The following is a 16216-nucleotide window of genomic DNA, read 5'->3' on the forward strand; positions in this document are numbered from 1 at the left end:
ACTGAGCAGCCATCAATCAGTTAATCCGTTGTGAGTTTCACTTGTCGCTTATCTTCCAATCTCGCATATCAACCATTTAATCCGGATACCCCATATTCTTGCGGCTATACTGCCGGACACCCCATCACACAAGGAGCGATTCGATGAGCCAAGAGCAACTTCCCTCCGGCGCGGGCAAGGTCGCCGAGCAATACCCCGAGGTGTGGAGCGCCTACGCGGAGTTGGGTAAAGCATGCGCCGAGGCCGGCCCCTTGGATGAGCGAACGCGCCGGCTGGTCAAGCTGGCACTCGCCGTGGGTGCGCGCTCCGAGGGGGCGGTGCACTCCCATGCCCGCCGCGGCCTGGAGGAAGGCGAGTCCCCCGAGGCGCTGAAGCAGGTGGCCATGCTGGCCATTCCGACCCTGGGGCTGCCCGCAGGCGTGGCATCACTGACCTGGATAGAAGACCTCACCGAGGGCTGATTTCCCACCGCCGGCAGTGCGCTGCCGGCTTGCATCCCCTTACGTGTGAGATGAGCCCCCCCGGTGTTGCCCTGGGCGTTATGGCTCAGCTCAGACTTCCCGGATATTGGAATTGACCACCGTGGGTTGGTGATACGCGTCGCGAGTAAAGATCGGCATGCGTCGCTCGGTCCACCACATCCAGATGATCGATACCAGGGTCACGCCGAAGCAGAGCATCCACACCGATGTGGCGACGCCGGTGTAGTCGACCAGTGCGCCGAACATGATCGGTAGAAGGAAGCCACCGACACCGCCCGCCAGGCCGACAATGCCGGAGACCAGGCCAAGATTACGGTCGAACTCGTCAGACAGGTACTTGAACACCGAGGCTTTGCCGATGCCCCAGGCGATGCCCACCACGAACAGCGCCAGCGTGAACAGCCAGATCGGAATGCCAAAGCCGAACTCGATGGTGCCCTCGCCACCAGCGGCCTGCACCGCGTACTGGGTCTCCGGGTAGGACATGATGAACAGTGCGATCAGGCTGGCCCACATACAGGCCCAGGTCACGGTGTGGGCGCCGAAGCGGTCCGAGAGCCAGCCGCCGAAGGCACGTACCACCCCGGACGGCAGCACGAAGATGGTGGCGATCAGCGCCGCCAGCTGGATGCCCATGCCGTACTCGTTCATGTAGTAACGGGTCAGCCACAGCGACACGCCCACATAGCCACCGAACACCACCGAGTAGTACTGGCAGTACTTCCATACCTTGGGGTCGCGCAGCACGGCAACCTGCTCGCTCAGCGAGGGGCGGTCGGGGTTGCGGTGCGCCGGATCGGAAAAGGTGAAGAACCAGAAGAGGACGGCGGTAATGAGCATGATCGCCGCATAGATATTGGGCACTGCCTGCCAGCCGAGCAAGATGATCACCGTCGGGGCAATGTACTTGGTCACGGCGGCCCCGGCGTTGCCAGCGCCGAAGATCCCCATGGCGAGCCCCTGGCGGTCGCGATCAAACCACTTGGCGGTGTAGGTGATGCCAACCGAGAAGCCACTGCCGGCCAACCCGACCACGGCGCCAAGCAGGATCAGCTGCCAGAACTGGGTCGCGAACTGCACCGCCCAGATGGCCGGTACCGTAGCCAGCATCAGTGCCATGAATACCGGCCGTCCGCCGATACGGTCAGTCAAGGCTCCCAGAGGCAGGCGCATCAGTGCGCCAGTCAGGATGGGCACCGATGTCAGCAGCCCGAACTGGGTGCCGTTGAGGTCGAGCTCTTCGGCGATAGGTACGCCGATCTCGCCGAACATGGTCCACACCATGAAGCACATGGTGAAGGCGAAGGTATTGGCGGTGAGAACCGAGTATTGCTTGAAGCGTACAGTTGCCATGCTGCCCCCTGCTAGCGATGCCGGTGACCGGCCAGAGCCGGCCATCGGGGCGAGGTGTTACGGTGAGGCTCTGCCTTCGGCCTTGAGCTGCTCCTGCTCGGCGATCATCCGGTCCACGGAAGAAATGTGGTACTCCTCGGCGAAGGCGTTCTCTGGCTCCTTGAGCCAGATGAAGCAGACCAGCCAGCTGAAGAAGGCGCCCGTCGCCAAGATATAGAAGAACTGGGTCGGGGTGACGAAGGTGAAGATGGTCAGATAGACCACCGCCCCCACGTTGCCGTAGGCCCCGGCCATGCCGGAAATCTGGCCGGTGATACGGCGTTTGATCGATGGGATGATGCCGAAGGTGGCTCCCTCGGAGCCTTGCACGAAAAAGGAGGTGAAGATGGTGATAGCGATCGCCACGATCAGTGGCCAGCTAGCATTCATCATCGCCATCAGGGTGAAACCGATGCCGATGCCGAACATGTAGCTGAGCATCACGAAGCGGCGATTGCCCATGCGGTCCGAAACGGCCCCTCCCATCGGACGCGCCACCAGGTTGACGAAGGCAAACGAGGCTGCGATCAGGCCTGCGGCGGCGGCGGACAGTCCCCAGGTCTGCTCGAAGAACATCGGCAGCATGGAGATCACCGCGAGTTCGGCGCCGAAGTTGGCGAAGTAGGTGGTGTTTAGTGCCGCCACGCTATTGAAGTGGTACTTGTCGTCATCCGGTACCCCCTTCTTCAGGATCGGCACGTTGACGCGGATGATCTGTACCACCTGGTAGACGACCACGGCGAGGATGGCCAGGTAGGCGAAGACGGCGGTGGTGGTGGACATGAAGCCCATGTCCTGGATACGCCATACCAGGATGGCCAAGCAGCCCACCAGTGGGATGGTCCACAGGATCAGCTTGATCATGTCGGCCCAGGTGCTCACCTCCATGGCCAGCGCCTTGCGGGTCTTGCGGTGTGAAGTGGCATCTGGACCATCGCTGATGGCGAACCAGTAATAGATGCCGTAGGCAGCCATCACCAAGGCGCTTTGCGCGATCGCCCAGCGCCAGCCCTCGTCGCCGCCGTACCAGACGAGGGCGATGGTGGGCAGGGTCATGGCAGCGGCGGCAGAGCCGAAGTTGCCCCAGCCGGCGTAGAAGCCCTCGGCGAAACCGATATGCTTGGGCTTGAACCACAGCGCGGTCATGTGGATACCGACCACGAAGCTGGCGCCGATAGAGCTCAGTACCAGGCGCGCGACCAGCAGCTGGGTCATGGTATTGCCGAATGCGAAGGCCAGGGCGGGCACCGCCATCGTCACCATCAGGATGGAGAAGACTCGACGGGGCCCGAAGCGGTCAAGAGCCATGCCGACGATGATCCGTGCCGGAATGGTCAGGGCCACGTTGGCGATGGCGAAGAGGCGGATATGGTCCTGGGTCAGCCAGTCAATGTCGCGCAGCATGCTGGTGGCCAGCGGCGCCATGTTGAACCAGACGTAAAAGGTGATGAAGAAGGCGATCCAGGTCAGGTGCAGGGCCTTGATCTCCGGGGAACGTACCTTGAACAGGTCGGCGACTTTCATGGTGAAATCATCCTATTAAAGAAGGACGTGATGACGGTGGCTAATCGATGCGTCCGTCTCATGGGCTCGGGAAGATCAGCAGCGGGACCTCGACGCGTCTGGCCAGGAAAGAGCTGACGCTGCCGAAGGTCATGTAGTCGAGCTCATCGACGAAGTAGCTCAGCGATTGCGCGATAATGCCCCCGTCGGGCTTCTGGCTGTGGCGAGCTATCACCAGCAGGTCGGGCTGGAGCCTGCGAGTCGCATGAAGCAGCTGCTTGCGGGCGTCACCCTCCGCCATGTGGGTCTGCACGGCGAAGCCCTCGCTCTCGGCGAATGTCTTCGCTTCTGCCAAGGCTGCGTGCAATTCCTCGACCTCCTCCTGGAAGAGATCCTCATTGGCGTCGGTGGAGTGCCGGGGGTTCTCGGCAACGGCAACAAGCATCAGCGTCGGGACATTGCAGCGGAACATCTCCACGGCCTGGGCCAAGGCGAGCTTGGCGTTACGCGAGCCGTCATAGGCGAGCATGATCTTCATGGTGCACCTTGCGTGTGTAGGGGGGAGGCGACCTAGGCGGCCGCCTTGCCGAATGCAGGAATTGTCATGGGTTCTTCACGTAGGCGTTCTTGCGCAGGTAGAACCACCAGTTGATCACCAGGCAAATCGCATAGAAGGCTGCGAATCCGTACATGGCAACCTCGGGGGATCCCGCCCGAATCTGGTTGCCGATCATCACCGGCGCGATAAAGGAGCCGTAGCCCGCTACTGCAGCCGTCCAGCCCAGCACCGGTCCCTTTTTCTGGGCATCGAAGATGAAGCCGATGCTGCGGAAGGTGGAGCCATTGCCGATACCGCTGGCGGTAAACAGGACGATGAACAGCAGCATGAATATCCAGAAATACGGGTTGGGGTCGGCGGCGTTATAGGCCAGCATCATCACGTAACCGGCTGCGATAGCGGCGACGACCATGACGATGGTGATGACCTGTGTGACAAATGAGCCGCCCAGCTTGTCCGAGACCCAGCCGCCGATGGGGCGAACCAGGGCGCCAATAAAGGGGCCGATCCAGGACCAGGTCAGCGCGCTGGGGGCATCGGGGTTGGCGACGCGAGTCACACTGCCATCTGCGGCAACCTCGACCATGCTGCCGAAGATGATAGTGATAGAGAGCGGTAGCGCCGCTGAGAAGCCGATGAAGGATCCGAAGGTTAGGATATAGAGCAGGGTCATCGACCAGGTATGCTTGTCCCTGAAGATGGCGAACTGCTTCTGAATATTTGGCTTGATATCCTCGCCGGGCAAGAGTCGCAGCATGACGAGTGTCAGCACAACGGTTAGCGGAAGCGCAAGCCACATGTTGAGCCATTCAAGTGCCATTAGACCAAGCACGGTGGCCAGTATTCCGACGCTATAGAGGCCGAGGATCTTTCCAAAAGCCTGCAAGGGAGTGCCCGGGTTTGGAGTAATGGGGCGCAGATTATTCATGCCGAACCAGCCAGCGAATGCCAGTGGAATCAGGAACAGTAGCCATACGAATCCGGCATTCTGGATCCAGGTATCGGTGCCTGCTTCTATGCGACCGATCAGGGTGCCGCTTGAACTCTCAAGCGCCAGGGGGGCGCCGGCAATAGCGCCGAAGAGGCCCACTGTCATCACCAGCGGTACTAGAATCTGCATGGTAGTGACCCCGAAATTGCCGAGGCCTGCATTCATGCCAAGGGCGTAGCCCTGCTGGCTCTTCGGATAGAAGCTTGAGATGTTGCTCATCGAACAGGCGAAGTTGCCGCCACCGATTCCGGAGAGCAGGGCCATTGCCTGGAATATCCAGAAGGGCGTTTCTGGGTTCATCAAGGCGATGCCGGTTCCCAGGGCGGGGATCATCAATAGTGCGGTGGTCAGGAAGATCGTGTTGCGCCCACCGGCGATACGGATCATGAACGAGGCCGGAATGCGCAGAGTGGCACCGGCGAGGCCGGCAGTAGCGGTCAGAGTGAACAACTGGTCGGTGGTGAAGGGAAAGCCAAGATTTTGCATCTGGGTGGTGATCATGCCCCACATCATCCAGACAGCGAACCCCATCAGCAGGCTGGGAATGGAGATCCACAGGTTGCGGTTGGCGACCCGTTTGCCCTCCCTTTCCCAGAACTCCTGGTTCTCGACATCCCAGTGTTCGATGTCGGCATTCTTACTGGTCATGGCGTACCCCCTTGATGTACAGCGCAGCGATCGCAGTGCCAGATACCGGTTGACTGGTATCAAGGCATGGAGCTTTGGGGGAAAGATACGCCTGTGTACGGGGGGGCGAAACGTGGCGAAAAGCGCCAGATTAGGGCGGGATACCTCCAGGGAGGTAGCAGGGGTTAATTGCCAGGTTTCTGTATTTAAAGAAGTTTCATTGTGATGTCATTAGCCGGGTGGGGCGCGGCGGCGCCCGGGGAATATTTGGAGGTATCCACACAGAACCGTCGGCGGCTAGCGGTCGATGCCTTCCTGTACCGCCCACACGGCTGCTTCCACGCGAGAGCGCAGGTTGAGCTTCTTGAGTAGATGCTTGACGTGGACCTTTACCGTGCCTTCGGTGATATCCAGCTTACGGGCGATCATCTTGTTGGAAAGGCCGCCAGCCAGCTCGCGCAGTATTTCGCGCTCGCGCTGGGTCAGGCTGTGTATATCCGGGGCGGCGGGCTGGTTGCGCTGGCTGCGCAGCGCCTCGGCGAGCAGGGCGGTGAGGCTCTCGCTGATGACCATGCGCCCCAGCGAGGCCTGGCGTAGCTGGCGAATCATCTCCTCGGGGTCCATGTCCTTTAGCAGGTAGCCGTCGGCGCCTGCCTGCAGGGCATCTACCACGTCCTCCTCCTGGTCGGAGACGGTGAACATCACGACCCTGCCGGCGAAGCCCCTCTCGCGGAGCTGCTTGAGTGTCTCGATGCCGTTCATGCCGGGCATGTTGAGGTCGAGCAGCACCATATCGGGATCGAGCTCCAACGCCAGGCGGATGCCTGCTTCGGGCTCGCCGGCCTCTCCGCTCAACGTCATGTCATCCTCCAGCTCGAGCAGCTGGGAGACGCCGCGGCGCAGCAGCGGATGGTCGTCGATGATCAGGATGCTGGCGGGGGTGTTGGGGGTCTTGGCTGTCATCCTGGTTTATTCCCTGTTCCCATGGTCATCGGTGGTGGGGGTGTCGACCTGTGGGTCGAGCGTCGTGGTGGGGGACGGCGTTTCCACGGCGTGCTGGCTTATGAGTCTTGCTGTCTGCGGAGTGAAGATCAGCGTAACGCGTGTGCCGCCTTCGGGGCGGTTGCACAGGGTCAACTGGCCTCCGAGGGTCTCGGCCCGGTCGCGCATGATCACCAGCCCGTAGTGCATGGGCGGCGAGCTGTCGTCCTCGAGGCCTACGCCGTCGTCCTCGATGACCACATGTAGCTGGGCGGTCCGGAAGGCAACGGATACGGCCGCACTGTGGGCGTTGGCGTGCTTGACCACGTTGGCCAACGACTCACGCACGATCTGCAGTACGTGGATCTCTTCATTGGGATTGAGCAGGTGTGGCGGCAGGTCGACGTCCAGTGCAATGGGGCTTTCCAGCCGCTCGCTGAATTCTGCAACCGTCTGGCGAAGCGCACCGTTTAGACCTGGGCCCTCGAGCTTTAGACGGAAGGTGGTGAGCAGCTCGCGCAGCTGGCGATAGGCGCTGTCCAGCCCGGTACGAAGTTCACCAAATACTTCCCCCTGGGTCGCTTGGGGCACGCCCTTGGCCTGCATGCGCTCTAGTCTTGCGACTTGCATCTTCAGGTATGAGAGCGACTGGGCCAGGGAGTCGTGGAGTTCCCGAGCGATGATAGTGCGCTCGTTCATCAGGGTGACCTGTTGCTGCTCCTCGATACGCCGCTGCAGATATACCGCAGTGGCCAGCTGGTCGGCTAAGGCGTTGAGTAGACGCCTGACGTTGTCGGGCAGCGCGATGTCCTTCGGGTACCACACCTCCAAGGTGCCGAGCATCAAGTCCCCCACGCTGACCGGCAGCAACAGGCATTCGCCAGCCTCGGTCTGCTGGAGGGAGAGGGGCTGGGGGTCGATCAGGCAGGCATGACAGTCATAGTCGCGACAGTACTCGGGGCGGCGTGCCGAGTGGGTGGCGAGTATCGGGATCTGGCGGTCGTCGTAGGGATCGTTGAGGGACAGGCGGATGGGGCCGATCTCCAGCAGCTGCTCCAAGCGCCGCAGCATGGGCGCAGCACTGGCACAGAGGTCATTGCCACCACCGTAGAGGGCGCGGCTGCCGTCGTGCATCACCTGCATGGCGCGGTTGCTGCGCTCCAACTCGGCCTGCTTGCGCGATACCCGCTCCTCGAGCTCGGCATAGCTGGTACCGAGCTCCTCGGCCATGGTGTCGAAGGTGCGTCCCAGCAGGGCCAGCTCGTCGTTACCGGAGAGTTTCGTGCGGTGACCGAAATTGCGGTGAGCGGCTTCCCGAGCCAGCACCACCAGGTGGCGGAGCGGCATCACCAGGTTGTGGCGGATATCGTAGAGAGAGATCACCACCACCACGGCGATCAGCGCCAGGAAGATGATCTGCAGGACGCTGAGCAGCTGAATCTTGGATTCGCTGTTCTGCTCCAGCAGAGTGACCATGACGTCGATTTCGGCGACCAGGTCATCAAGGGTCTCGCGCAGGGCGTCGGAATCCACGCCTCTCCCGTCGGTGGCCTGGGCTACCTGAGGGGCAAGATCCTGTTCCCAGCGTGCTTGGATCAAACGGTGCTGGCGCTGCAGCGAATGGTCCTGAGCCTGGGGCATGGCGCCGGTGAGTTCGGCGCTGACCAGGCGCTGCTCGAAGCGCTCGGCCAGTTCGCTCACCCTGCCGCGTTCCCCAGCGCCGGGCTGCTGCTCGTAGCGCTGCAGGGCGCTGACGATCTGGTAGGTGTTCATGCGCAGCGAGCCGGCCATGTTGATGGCAGCGGCGTCACCGCGGCTGTGGGCAGCCACGATCATGGTGACCACGATGCTGATCAGCGCCATGGCGCTGATGGCCAGTAGCGAGGCGATGATCCGGGCCACCAGGGAGTGTCGCAGGAGTTTCATTGCGCCTCATGATAGTTGGGCCTGGGCCCAGTCTACTACCCCATTGGGGTAAAGCGCATACCTCTTATGCTCCTTTGACCTCGGGGGGCGCGCTCCCGAGACTTTCGCGAGGCCCACACCGATTCCTGACCCCATGATGACAGCTGCTCAGCAACTCGACCAGGACCCGACCGGCGGCTATCGGCGCCTGGTTGTCGTGCTGCTCTCGCCCCTGGCCTTTGCACTGGTGTTCGCCAGTTGGACCATCTTTGCGGTGCTTGGGGTAGAGCTCAAGGCGCTGCTCGGCTTCGGTGAGGGGCACTTTGCCCTGCTATTAGCCGCGCCCATGTTGATTGGCGCGCTGGCGTCGTTACCTACGGCCCTGCTGGCGCAGAGGTTCGGCGGCCGGCGGGTAATGATTGCCTGCCTGTTGATAATCTGCCCCTTTCTGTGGGGGCTCTCCCACTCCCGCGACTACCACCACCTTCTGCTGGCGGGTGCCGGCCTTGGCCTGGGGGCCGGCTCTCTCGCAGCGGGGCTGGTTTACGTGGCAGGGCTGTGCCCAAGACGCCACACCGGCCTGGCGCTGGGGCTGTATGGCGCCGGCATGCTTGGCGCCGGGCTCAGCTATTTGCTGCTGCCGCTGGTCAGCCAGGCCTATGGCTGGAGAGTCGCACCGCTGATCTACCTGCTGCCGGTGCTGCTGGTGGCCGCCCTGCTGTGGCTGTTTGCCGACGACCGCGACGCTGCGCCGAACCTGACGGAGGAAATGTCGCCGTCTGGCCAGGCGCTGCTGCGCCGCCTGACTTGCTGGGCGCTATGGCGCCTGGCGCTGGTCTACAGCTTCTTCTTCGGCGCCTTCGTGGCGTTGGCGCTATGGCTACCTGCCTACTTCAGCGCCCAGTTTCAACTTCCCCTCAAAGAGGCTGCCCTGGCTGCCTTGCCCTTCACGGTGGCGGTGGGCATCGGTCAGGTAGTCGGTGGTGCCTGGGCAGACCGCCGTGATTTCCGCGCCCTGCGATGGTGGGTCAGCGCCTTCACATTAGTCTGTCTGTTCCTGCTCTCCTACCCCCCCTTCACCATGCAGGTGCAGGGCGTCCACGGCGTGGTCGCAGTGCGCTATGAGGCGCCTCTCTGGGGCTTGCTGTTACTGCTATCTCTGATGGGCGCGGCGATGGGGGTCGGCAAGGGCAGCCTGATGCGTCTGCTGCACCGCGATCACGCAAACGAGATGCCGCTAGTGGGCGGGTTGGCGCTGACCCTGGGTGGACTGTTCGCTGCCCTGCTTCCGCTGATGTTCGTACTCGGCAACGAGTGGATCGGCATCCGCACGGCGGGCTTCATGTTCCTCTATGCCTCGCTTGTGGTGTGCATGCTGGTAATGATCTGGGACCACGCCAGCGGGCAATCCGGTGCGGCCTGAACGAGGGGTATATCCCCCTGGTTCGGCGGGCCTATCACCTTGGGGGTAGGGGGGCGGTATATGGAGGTAACCAGGCAGTATTCCACCCTCTGATCGCCCAGAATGCCTCCAAGATTCCTGCCTGACGTTAAGTCCATCGCACTCGACAAGACGGCAGGCCGGGTGACCCGGGACGGTCACGCCCTACTTTCCAAGAAGCCTGGAGATCGACCATGAGTCACTTCATTGATCGGCTGAATTTCTTCCGCAAGGCGCGCGAGCCCTTCGCCAACGAGCATGGCGAGACTCGCGAGGAGTCGCGCGGCTGGGAACACAGCTATCGTCAGCGCTGGCAGCATGACAAGGTCGTGCGCTCCACCCACGGTGTGAACTGCACCGGCTCCTGCAGCTGGAAGATCTACGTCAAGAACGGCCTGGTCACCTGGGAGACCCAGCAGACCGACTACCCGCGCACCCGCCCTGACCTGCCCAATCATGAGCCGCGCGGCTGCCCGCGGGGTGCCAGCTACTCCTGGTACCTCTACAGCGCCAATCGCCTCAAGTACCCGTTGATCAGAAAGCCGCTGCTCAAGCTGTGGCGCGACGCCCTCGAGGAGAAGAAGGATCCGGTCGACGCCTGGGCCTCGATCGTCGAGGACCCGGCCAAGACCAAGCAGTACAAGCGCGCCCGCGGCATGGGCGGCTTCGTGCGGGCCAACTGGGATGAGCTCAACGAGCTGGTCGCCGCCTCCAACGTCTACACTGCCAAGCAGTATGGCCCGGATCGCATCATCGGCTTCTCGCCGATCCCCGCCATGTCGATGGTCAGCTACGCTGCGGGCAGCCGCTACCTGTCGCTGATCGGCGGCGTCTGCATGAGCTTCTATGACTGGTACTGCGACCTGCCGCCGGCCTCGCCGATGACCTGGGGCGAACAGACCGACGTGCCTGAGTCCGCCGACTGGTACAACTCCGGCTACATCATCGCTTGGGGCTCCAACGTGCCCCAGACCCGTACCCCGGACGCCCACTTCTTCACCGAGGTGCGCTACAAGGGCACCAAGACCGTCTCGATCACCCCGGACTATGCCGAGGTCTCCAAGCTCACCGACGAGTGGCTCTCCGCCAAACAGGGCACCGATGCTGCCCTGGCCATGGCCATGGGTCACGTCATCCTCAAGGAGTTCCACCTCGACAAGCCCAGCACGTACTTCACCGAGTACGTGCGCCAGTACACCGACATGCCCTGCCTGGTGGAGCTTGAGGCCCGCGAGGACGGCAGCTATGCCCCCGGCAGGCAGCTGCGCGCTAGCGATTTCGACGCCAGCCTGGGCCAGGCGAACAACCCGGAGTGGAAGACCGTGGCCTGGGACGAGACCCGCGACCAGTTGGTGGTGCCCCGGGGGTCCATCGGCTTCCGCTGGGGTGAGACCGGTGCTGAGGTAGGCAAGTGGAACCTCGAGCCGCTGGACGCCGAGGGCACCGAGATCAAGCCACTGCTGAGCCTAGCCGATCGCCATGACGACGTGGCCCGGGTGGCCTTTCCCTACTTCGGTGGTATCGAGCACGAGCACTTCGAGCATGTCAAAGGCGAAGGCGTGGGAGCCGTCGATGACCTGCTGTTCCACAACCTGCCCGTCAAGCGGATGAAGAAGGCCGACGGCAGCGAGATGCTGGCGGTCACCGTGTTCGACCTGATGTGCGCCAACTACGGCATCGACCGTGGCTTCACCGGTCCCGGCGACGATGACGGTGCGACGTCCTACGACCAGGTTCGTCCCTACACCCCGGCCTGGCAGGAGAAGATCACCGGCGTATCCGCCGAGCAGGCCACCCGCATTGCCCGTGAGTTCGCCGACAATGCCGACAAGACTCGGGGCCGCTCCATGATCATCGTGGGTGCCGGCATGAATCACTGGTACCACATGGACATGAACTACCGCGGCCTGATCAACATGCTGGTCATGTGCGGTTGCATCGGCCAGAGCGGCGGCGGCTGGGCGCACTACGTGGGGCAGGAGAAACTGCGCCCGCAGACCGGCTGGACCCCGCTGGCCTTCGGCCTCGACTGGCAGCGCCCGCCGCGCCACATGAACTCCACCTCCTTCTTCTACAACCACTCCTCCCAGTGGCGCTACGAGAAGCTCGAGATCAAGGAGATCCTCTCCCCGCTGGCCAAGGCCGAGGACTATCCGGGCAGCCTGATCGACTTCAACGTGCGCTCCGAGCGCATGGGCTGGCTGCCCTCCGCCCCGCAGTTGGGCACCAACCCGCTGAGCCTGGCGAAGAAGGCCGAGGCTGCCGGACTGTCCACCCAGGACTATGCCGTTCAGCAGCTCAAGAGTGGAGAGCTGCGCTTTGCCTCGGAAGACCCGGATGCCCCGGAGAACTTCCCGCGCAACATGTTCATCTGGCGCTCCAACCTGCTGGGCAGTTCTGGCAAGGGTCACGAGTACATGCTCAAGTATCTGCTGGGCACCCGCCACGGCATCCAGGGCAAGGACCTGGGCGATTTCGGCGGCCACAAGCCGCAAGAGGTCAAGTGGCATGACGAGGCGCCGGAAGGCAAGCTCGACCTGCTGGTGACGCTGGACTTCCGCATGTCCACCACCTGCCTCTACTCGGACATCGTGCTGCCGACGGCCACCTGGTACGAGAAGGACGACCTCAACACCTCGGATATGCACCCCTTCATCCACCCGCTGACCGCGGCCACTGACCCGGCGTGGGAGTCGCGCAGCGACTGGGAGATCTACAAAGGCATCGCCAAGGCGTTCTCCAAGGCGTGCGTGGGGCACCTGGGTGAGGAGACCGACCTGGTCACCCTGCCGCATCAGCATGATTCCCCGGCTGAGCTGGCCCAGCCTGACGTGCTGGACTGGAAGAAGGGCGAGTGCGAGCCGATCCCCGGCAAGACCATGCCGGCGCTGATCGAGGTCAAGCGCAACTACCCCGAGACCTATGAGCGCTTCACCTCCGTGGGTCCGCTGCTGGAGAGCATCGGCAACGGCGGCAAGGGCATCGCCTGGAATACCGAGAGCGAGGTCGCGCTGCTGGGCAATCTCAACCACCGCAAGCAGGACGGCCCGCACAAGGGACGCCCGCAGATCGAGAGCGCTGTCGATGCCGCCGAGATGATCCTGACCCTGGCGCCGGAAACCAACGGCCAGGTGGCGGTGAAAGCCTGGGGGGCGCTCTCCAAGATCACCGGGCGGGATCATACCCACCTCGCGCATCCCAAGCAGGAGGAGAAGATCCGCTTCCGCGACATCGTCGCCCAGCCGCGTAAGATCATCTCCAGCCCGACCTGGTCCGGCCTCGAAGACGAACACGTCTCCTACAACGCGGGCTATACCAACGTCCACGAGATGATCCCCTGGCGCACCGTCAGCGGCCGCCAGCAGTTCTATCAGGATCACGCCTGGATGCGTGCCTTCGGCGAGAGCCTGCTGGTCTATCGTCCGCCGATCGATACCAAGGCGGCCAAGGGCTTCAAGCTGCCCGAAGACAACGGTTACCCGAGCAAGGCGCTGAACTTCATCACGCCGCACCAGAAGTGGGGGATTCACTCCACCTACAGCGACAACCTGATGATGCTGACCCTCAACCGCGGCGGCCCGGTGGTCTGGCTCTCCGAACCCGATGCGGCGTCGATCGGGGTCGAGGACAACGACTGGATCGAGGTCTACAACGCCAACGGCGCCATCGCGGCGCGGGCGGTGGTCAGCCAGCGGGTCAAGGACGGCATGGTGATGATGTACCACGCCCAGGAACGCAACGTGAACGTACCCGGCTCGGAGATCACCGGGACTCGCGGGGGGATTCACAACTCCGTGACCCGGGTATGCCCCAAGCCGACCCACATGATCGGCGGCTACGCGCAGCTCTCCTACAGCTTCAACTACTACGGCACCGTCGGCTCCAACCGCGATGAATTCGTCCTGGTTCGCAAGATGAAGAACGTCGACTGGCTGGATGAAGAGGGCAATGACTACGTGCAGGAGGCGGTGAAATGAAGATTCGTTCCCAGGTAGGCATGGTCCTTAACCTCGACAAATGCATCGGTTGCCACACTTGCTCGGTGACCTGCAAGAACGTCTGGACCAGCCGCGAAGGCGTCGAGTACGCCTGGTTCAACAACGTCGAGACCAAGCCCGGCATCGGCTATCCCAAGGAGTGGGAGAACCAGAACAAGTGGAAGGGCGGCTGGATGCGCCGCAAGGATGGCAAGATCGAGCCGCGCATCGGTGGCAAGTGGCGGGTGCTGGCGAATATCTTCGCCAACCCCGACCTGCCGGAGATCGACGACTACTATGAGCCGTTCACCTTCGACTACCAGCACCTGCACACCGCCAAGATCGGCAAGCATCAGCCGGTGGCGCGTCCGCGTTCGCTGATCTCCGGTGAGCGCATGAAGAAGATCGAGTGGGGGCCGAACTGGGAGGAGATCCTCGGTACCGAGTTTGCCAAGCGCCGCAAGGACATGAACTTCGAGAAGGTGCAGGCCGATATCTACGGCCAGTTCGAGAACACCTTCATGATGTATCTGCCACGGCTGTGCGAGCACTGCCTCAACCCCACCTGCGTGGCATCGTGCCCCTCCGGCGCGATCTACAAGCGCGAGGAGGACGGCATCGTCCTGATCGACCAGGACAAGTGCCGCGGCTGGCGGATGTGCATTTCCGGCTGCCCCTACAAGAAGATCTACTACAACTGGAAGACCGGGAAGTCGGAGAAATGCATCTTCTGCTATCCGCGTATCGAGGCCGGGCAGCCGACCATCTGCTCCGAGACCTGCGTGGGCCGCATCCGCTACCTCGGGGTGCTGCTCTACGATGCCGACCGTATCGAAGAAGTGGCCAGCTCCCCGGATGAGCGCGACCTCTACCATCGCCAGTGCGAGATCTTCCTGGATCCCAACGACCCGGAGGTGATCGCCCAGGCCAAGGCGGACGGCGTACCGGACAACGTCATCGCCGCCGCCCAGGCGTCACCGGTCTACAAGATGGCCATGGAGTGGGGGCTGGCGCTGCCGCTGCATCCGGAATATCGCACCCTGCCGATGGTCTGGTACGTGCCGCCGCTCTCGCCGATCCAGTCTGCTGCCGAGGCGGGCAAGATCGAGTTTGACGGCGTGATGCCCAAGATCGAGTCGCTGCGCATTCCGGTGCGCTACCTGGCCAACATGCTCACCGCCGGTGAGGAGGCCCCCGTGGTGCTGGCGCTCAAGCGGCTGATGGCCATGCGCCTATATATGCGCGGCAAGCACGTCGACGGCAAGCCCAATACCGAGGTGCTCGATGACGTCGAGCTCTCTGAGGCCCAGGTTGAAGAGATGTATCGCTACCTGGCCATCGCCAACTACGAGGATCGCTTCGTGATCCCCACCAGCCATCGCGAGATGGCGACCGAGGCCTTCCCCGAGCGTGGCGGCTGTGGCTTCAGCTTTGGCGACGGTTGCCACGGCGAGAGCAAGCCGAGTCTGTTCAACGGCCGCCCCCAGACCACCACTCTGGTCAAGCCAGTGGAATCCTATGATCCGCAGCACGAGCGGCGGCGCGAAGAGCAAGCAGAGGAGGTGCGTCATGACTGAGGCCGCGATGAAGATGGCCGAGCCTGTCGTCGGCATGCGCAGCCTGCGCGTGCTGGCCCGACTGCTCGACTACCCCACCCAGGAACTCCAGGCGGCGGCCGGCGAACTCATCGACATCATCGACCAGGAGCGCCGCCTCGCGGCGCCCCTGCGCACCGCCCTGATGGACTGGTGCCAACGCATCCATGACGGCGACTTGCTGGAGTTGCAGTCCGAGTACGTGGCGTTGTTCGACAAGGGGCGTGCGACCTCGCTGCTGCTGTTCGAGCACGTCCACGGCGAGTCACGCGATCGTGGCCAGGCGATGGTCGACCTGATGGACGAGTATAACGCCGCGGGCTTCGAGCTCGATGCCCGCGAGCTGCCGGACTATCTGCCGGTGTTCCTTGAGTACCTATCTACTCGCTCCGAGGAAGAAATCGGCCGCTGGCTGGGCGAGATCCGCCATATCCTTGGCCTGCTCACCGCGCGTCTCGAGGAGCGCGGCGCCGATCATGCCCTGGTGCCGCGTGGGCTGCTGGCGCTGATCGGGGCCGAGGCCCAGGCCGAGGCCCACCGCGAGGCGGTTCAGGCAGAGGAGCCGGACCACACCCCTGAGGCGCTGGATGCCGTCTGGGAAGAGGAGGCGGTGCGTTTCTCCGCTGAGTCTGACCAGGACTGCGCGCTTCAGTCCGCCGAGGGCCGCCGCCTGGCCGAGCGCAAGCAAGGCGTGCAGAGCGAGGCCGTTCGCATTCTCTCACCCGAGGCGATGCCTTCGGTGAAGGGCCGTTAACAGGAGAAT

The 16216-nt window shown here is 62.9% G+C and carries 11 protein-coding genes; 5 read left to right on the forward strand and 6 right to left on the reverse strand.

Annotation, left to right across the window (positions count from 1 at the left end):
• Positions 1 to 143 precede the first annotated feature (143 nt).
• The gene (locus tag QC821_RS13245; RefSeq protein WP_083700635.1) at positions 144 to 461 is read left to right on the forward strand and encodes a carboxymuconolactone decarboxylase family protein; all 318 of its coding nucleotides are present in this window, start codon (positions 144 to 146) and stop codon (positions 459 to 461) included.
• Between the two features lie 90 nt (positions 462 to 551).
• On the opposite strand, the gene QC821_RS13250 is transcribed toward QC821_RS13245, so the two are convergent.
• The 6 genes from QC821_RS13250 to QC821_RS13275 form a co-directional block, all read right to left on the reverse strand.
• A complete protein-coding gene (locus QC821_RS13250; RefSeq protein WP_309722259.1) occupies positions 552 to 1835 on the reverse strand; it encodes an MFS transporter in 1284 nt (427 codons plus the stop codon).
• Positions 1836 to 1892: 57 nt separating this feature from the next.
• Positions 1893 to 3398 (reverse strand): MFS transporter, encoded by a 1506-nt coding sequence (locus QC821_RS13255; RefSeq protein ID WP_076746174.1) that lies wholly within the window; start codon positions 3396 to 3398, stop codon positions 1893 to 1895.
• A gap of 58 nt (positions 3399 to 3456) precedes the next feature.
• A complete protein-coding gene (locus tag QC821_RS13260; protein WP_309722264.1) occupies positions 3457 to 3915 on the reverse strand; it encodes a universal stress protein in 459 nt (152 codons plus the stop codon).
• Between the two features lie 64 nt (positions 3916 to 3979).
• Positions 3980 to 5575 carry an MFS transporter gene (locus QC821_RS13265; protein ID WP_309722267.1) on the reverse strand — a complete coding sequence of 532 codons (1596 nt, stop codon included), beginning with the start codon at positions 5573 to 5575 and terminating at the stop codon, positions 3980 to 3982.
• A 276-nt stretch (positions 5576 to 5851) separates the two neighbouring features.
• Positions 5852 to 6517, reverse strand: coding sequence for a two-component system response regulator NarL (narL, locus tag QC821_RS13270; protein WP_076746177.1), 666 nt, complete (start codon positions 6515 to 6517; stop codon positions 5852 to 5854).
• A 6-nt stretch (positions 6518 to 6523) separates the two neighbouring features.
• Positions 6524 to 8461, reverse strand: a complete 1938-nt coding sequence (locus tag QC821_RS13275) for a type IV pili methyl-accepting chemotaxis transducer N-terminal domain-containing protein (RefSeq protein WP_309722273.1) — start codon at positions 8459 to 8461, stop codon at positions 6524 to 6526.
• 133 nt (positions 8462 to 8594) lie between these two features.
• Here QC821_RS13275 and QC821_RS13280 point away from each other — a divergent pair, with 133 nt between their 5' ends.
• The 4 genes from QC821_RS13280 to narJ all read left to right on the forward strand — a co-directional run bounded on the left by QC821_RS13280 (position 8595) and on the right by narJ (position 16207).
• On the forward strand, positions 8595 to 9863 hold the full coding sequence (locus QC821_RS13280) for an MFS transporter (RefSeq protein ID WP_309722277.1): 1269 nt from the start codon (positions 8595 to 8597) through the stop codon (positions 9861 to 9863).
• A gap of 212 nt (positions 9864 to 10075) precedes the next feature.
• Complete coding sequence (locus QC821_RS13285) at positions 10076 to 13858, forward strand: nitrate reductase subunit alpha (RefSeq protein ID WP_309722280.1); 3783 nt, start codon at positions 10076 to 10078, stop codon at positions 13856 to 13858.
• On the forward strand, positions 13855 to 15435 hold the full coding sequence (narH, locus tag QC821_RS13290; protein WP_309722283.1) for a nitrate reductase subunit beta: 1581 nt from the start codon (positions 13855 to 13857) through the stop codon (positions 15433 to 15435). Before QC821_RS13285 ends, narH begins: the two co-directional genes overlap by 4 nt.
• A complete protein-coding gene (gene narJ, locus QC821_RS13295; protein ID WP_309722286.1) occupies positions 15428 to 16207 on the forward strand; it encodes a nitrate reductase molybdenum cofactor assembly chaperone in 780 nt (259 codons plus the stop codon). Before narH ends, narJ begins: the two co-directional genes overlap by 8 nt.
• The last annotated feature ends 9 nt before the right edge of the window (positions 16208 to 16216 follow it).

The sequence above is a fragment of the Franzmannia qiaohouensis genome, assembly GCF_031451695.1.
Lineage (GTDB): Bacteria > Pseudomonadota > Gammaproteobacteria > Pseudomonadales > Halomonadaceae > Franzmannia > Franzmannia qiaohouensis.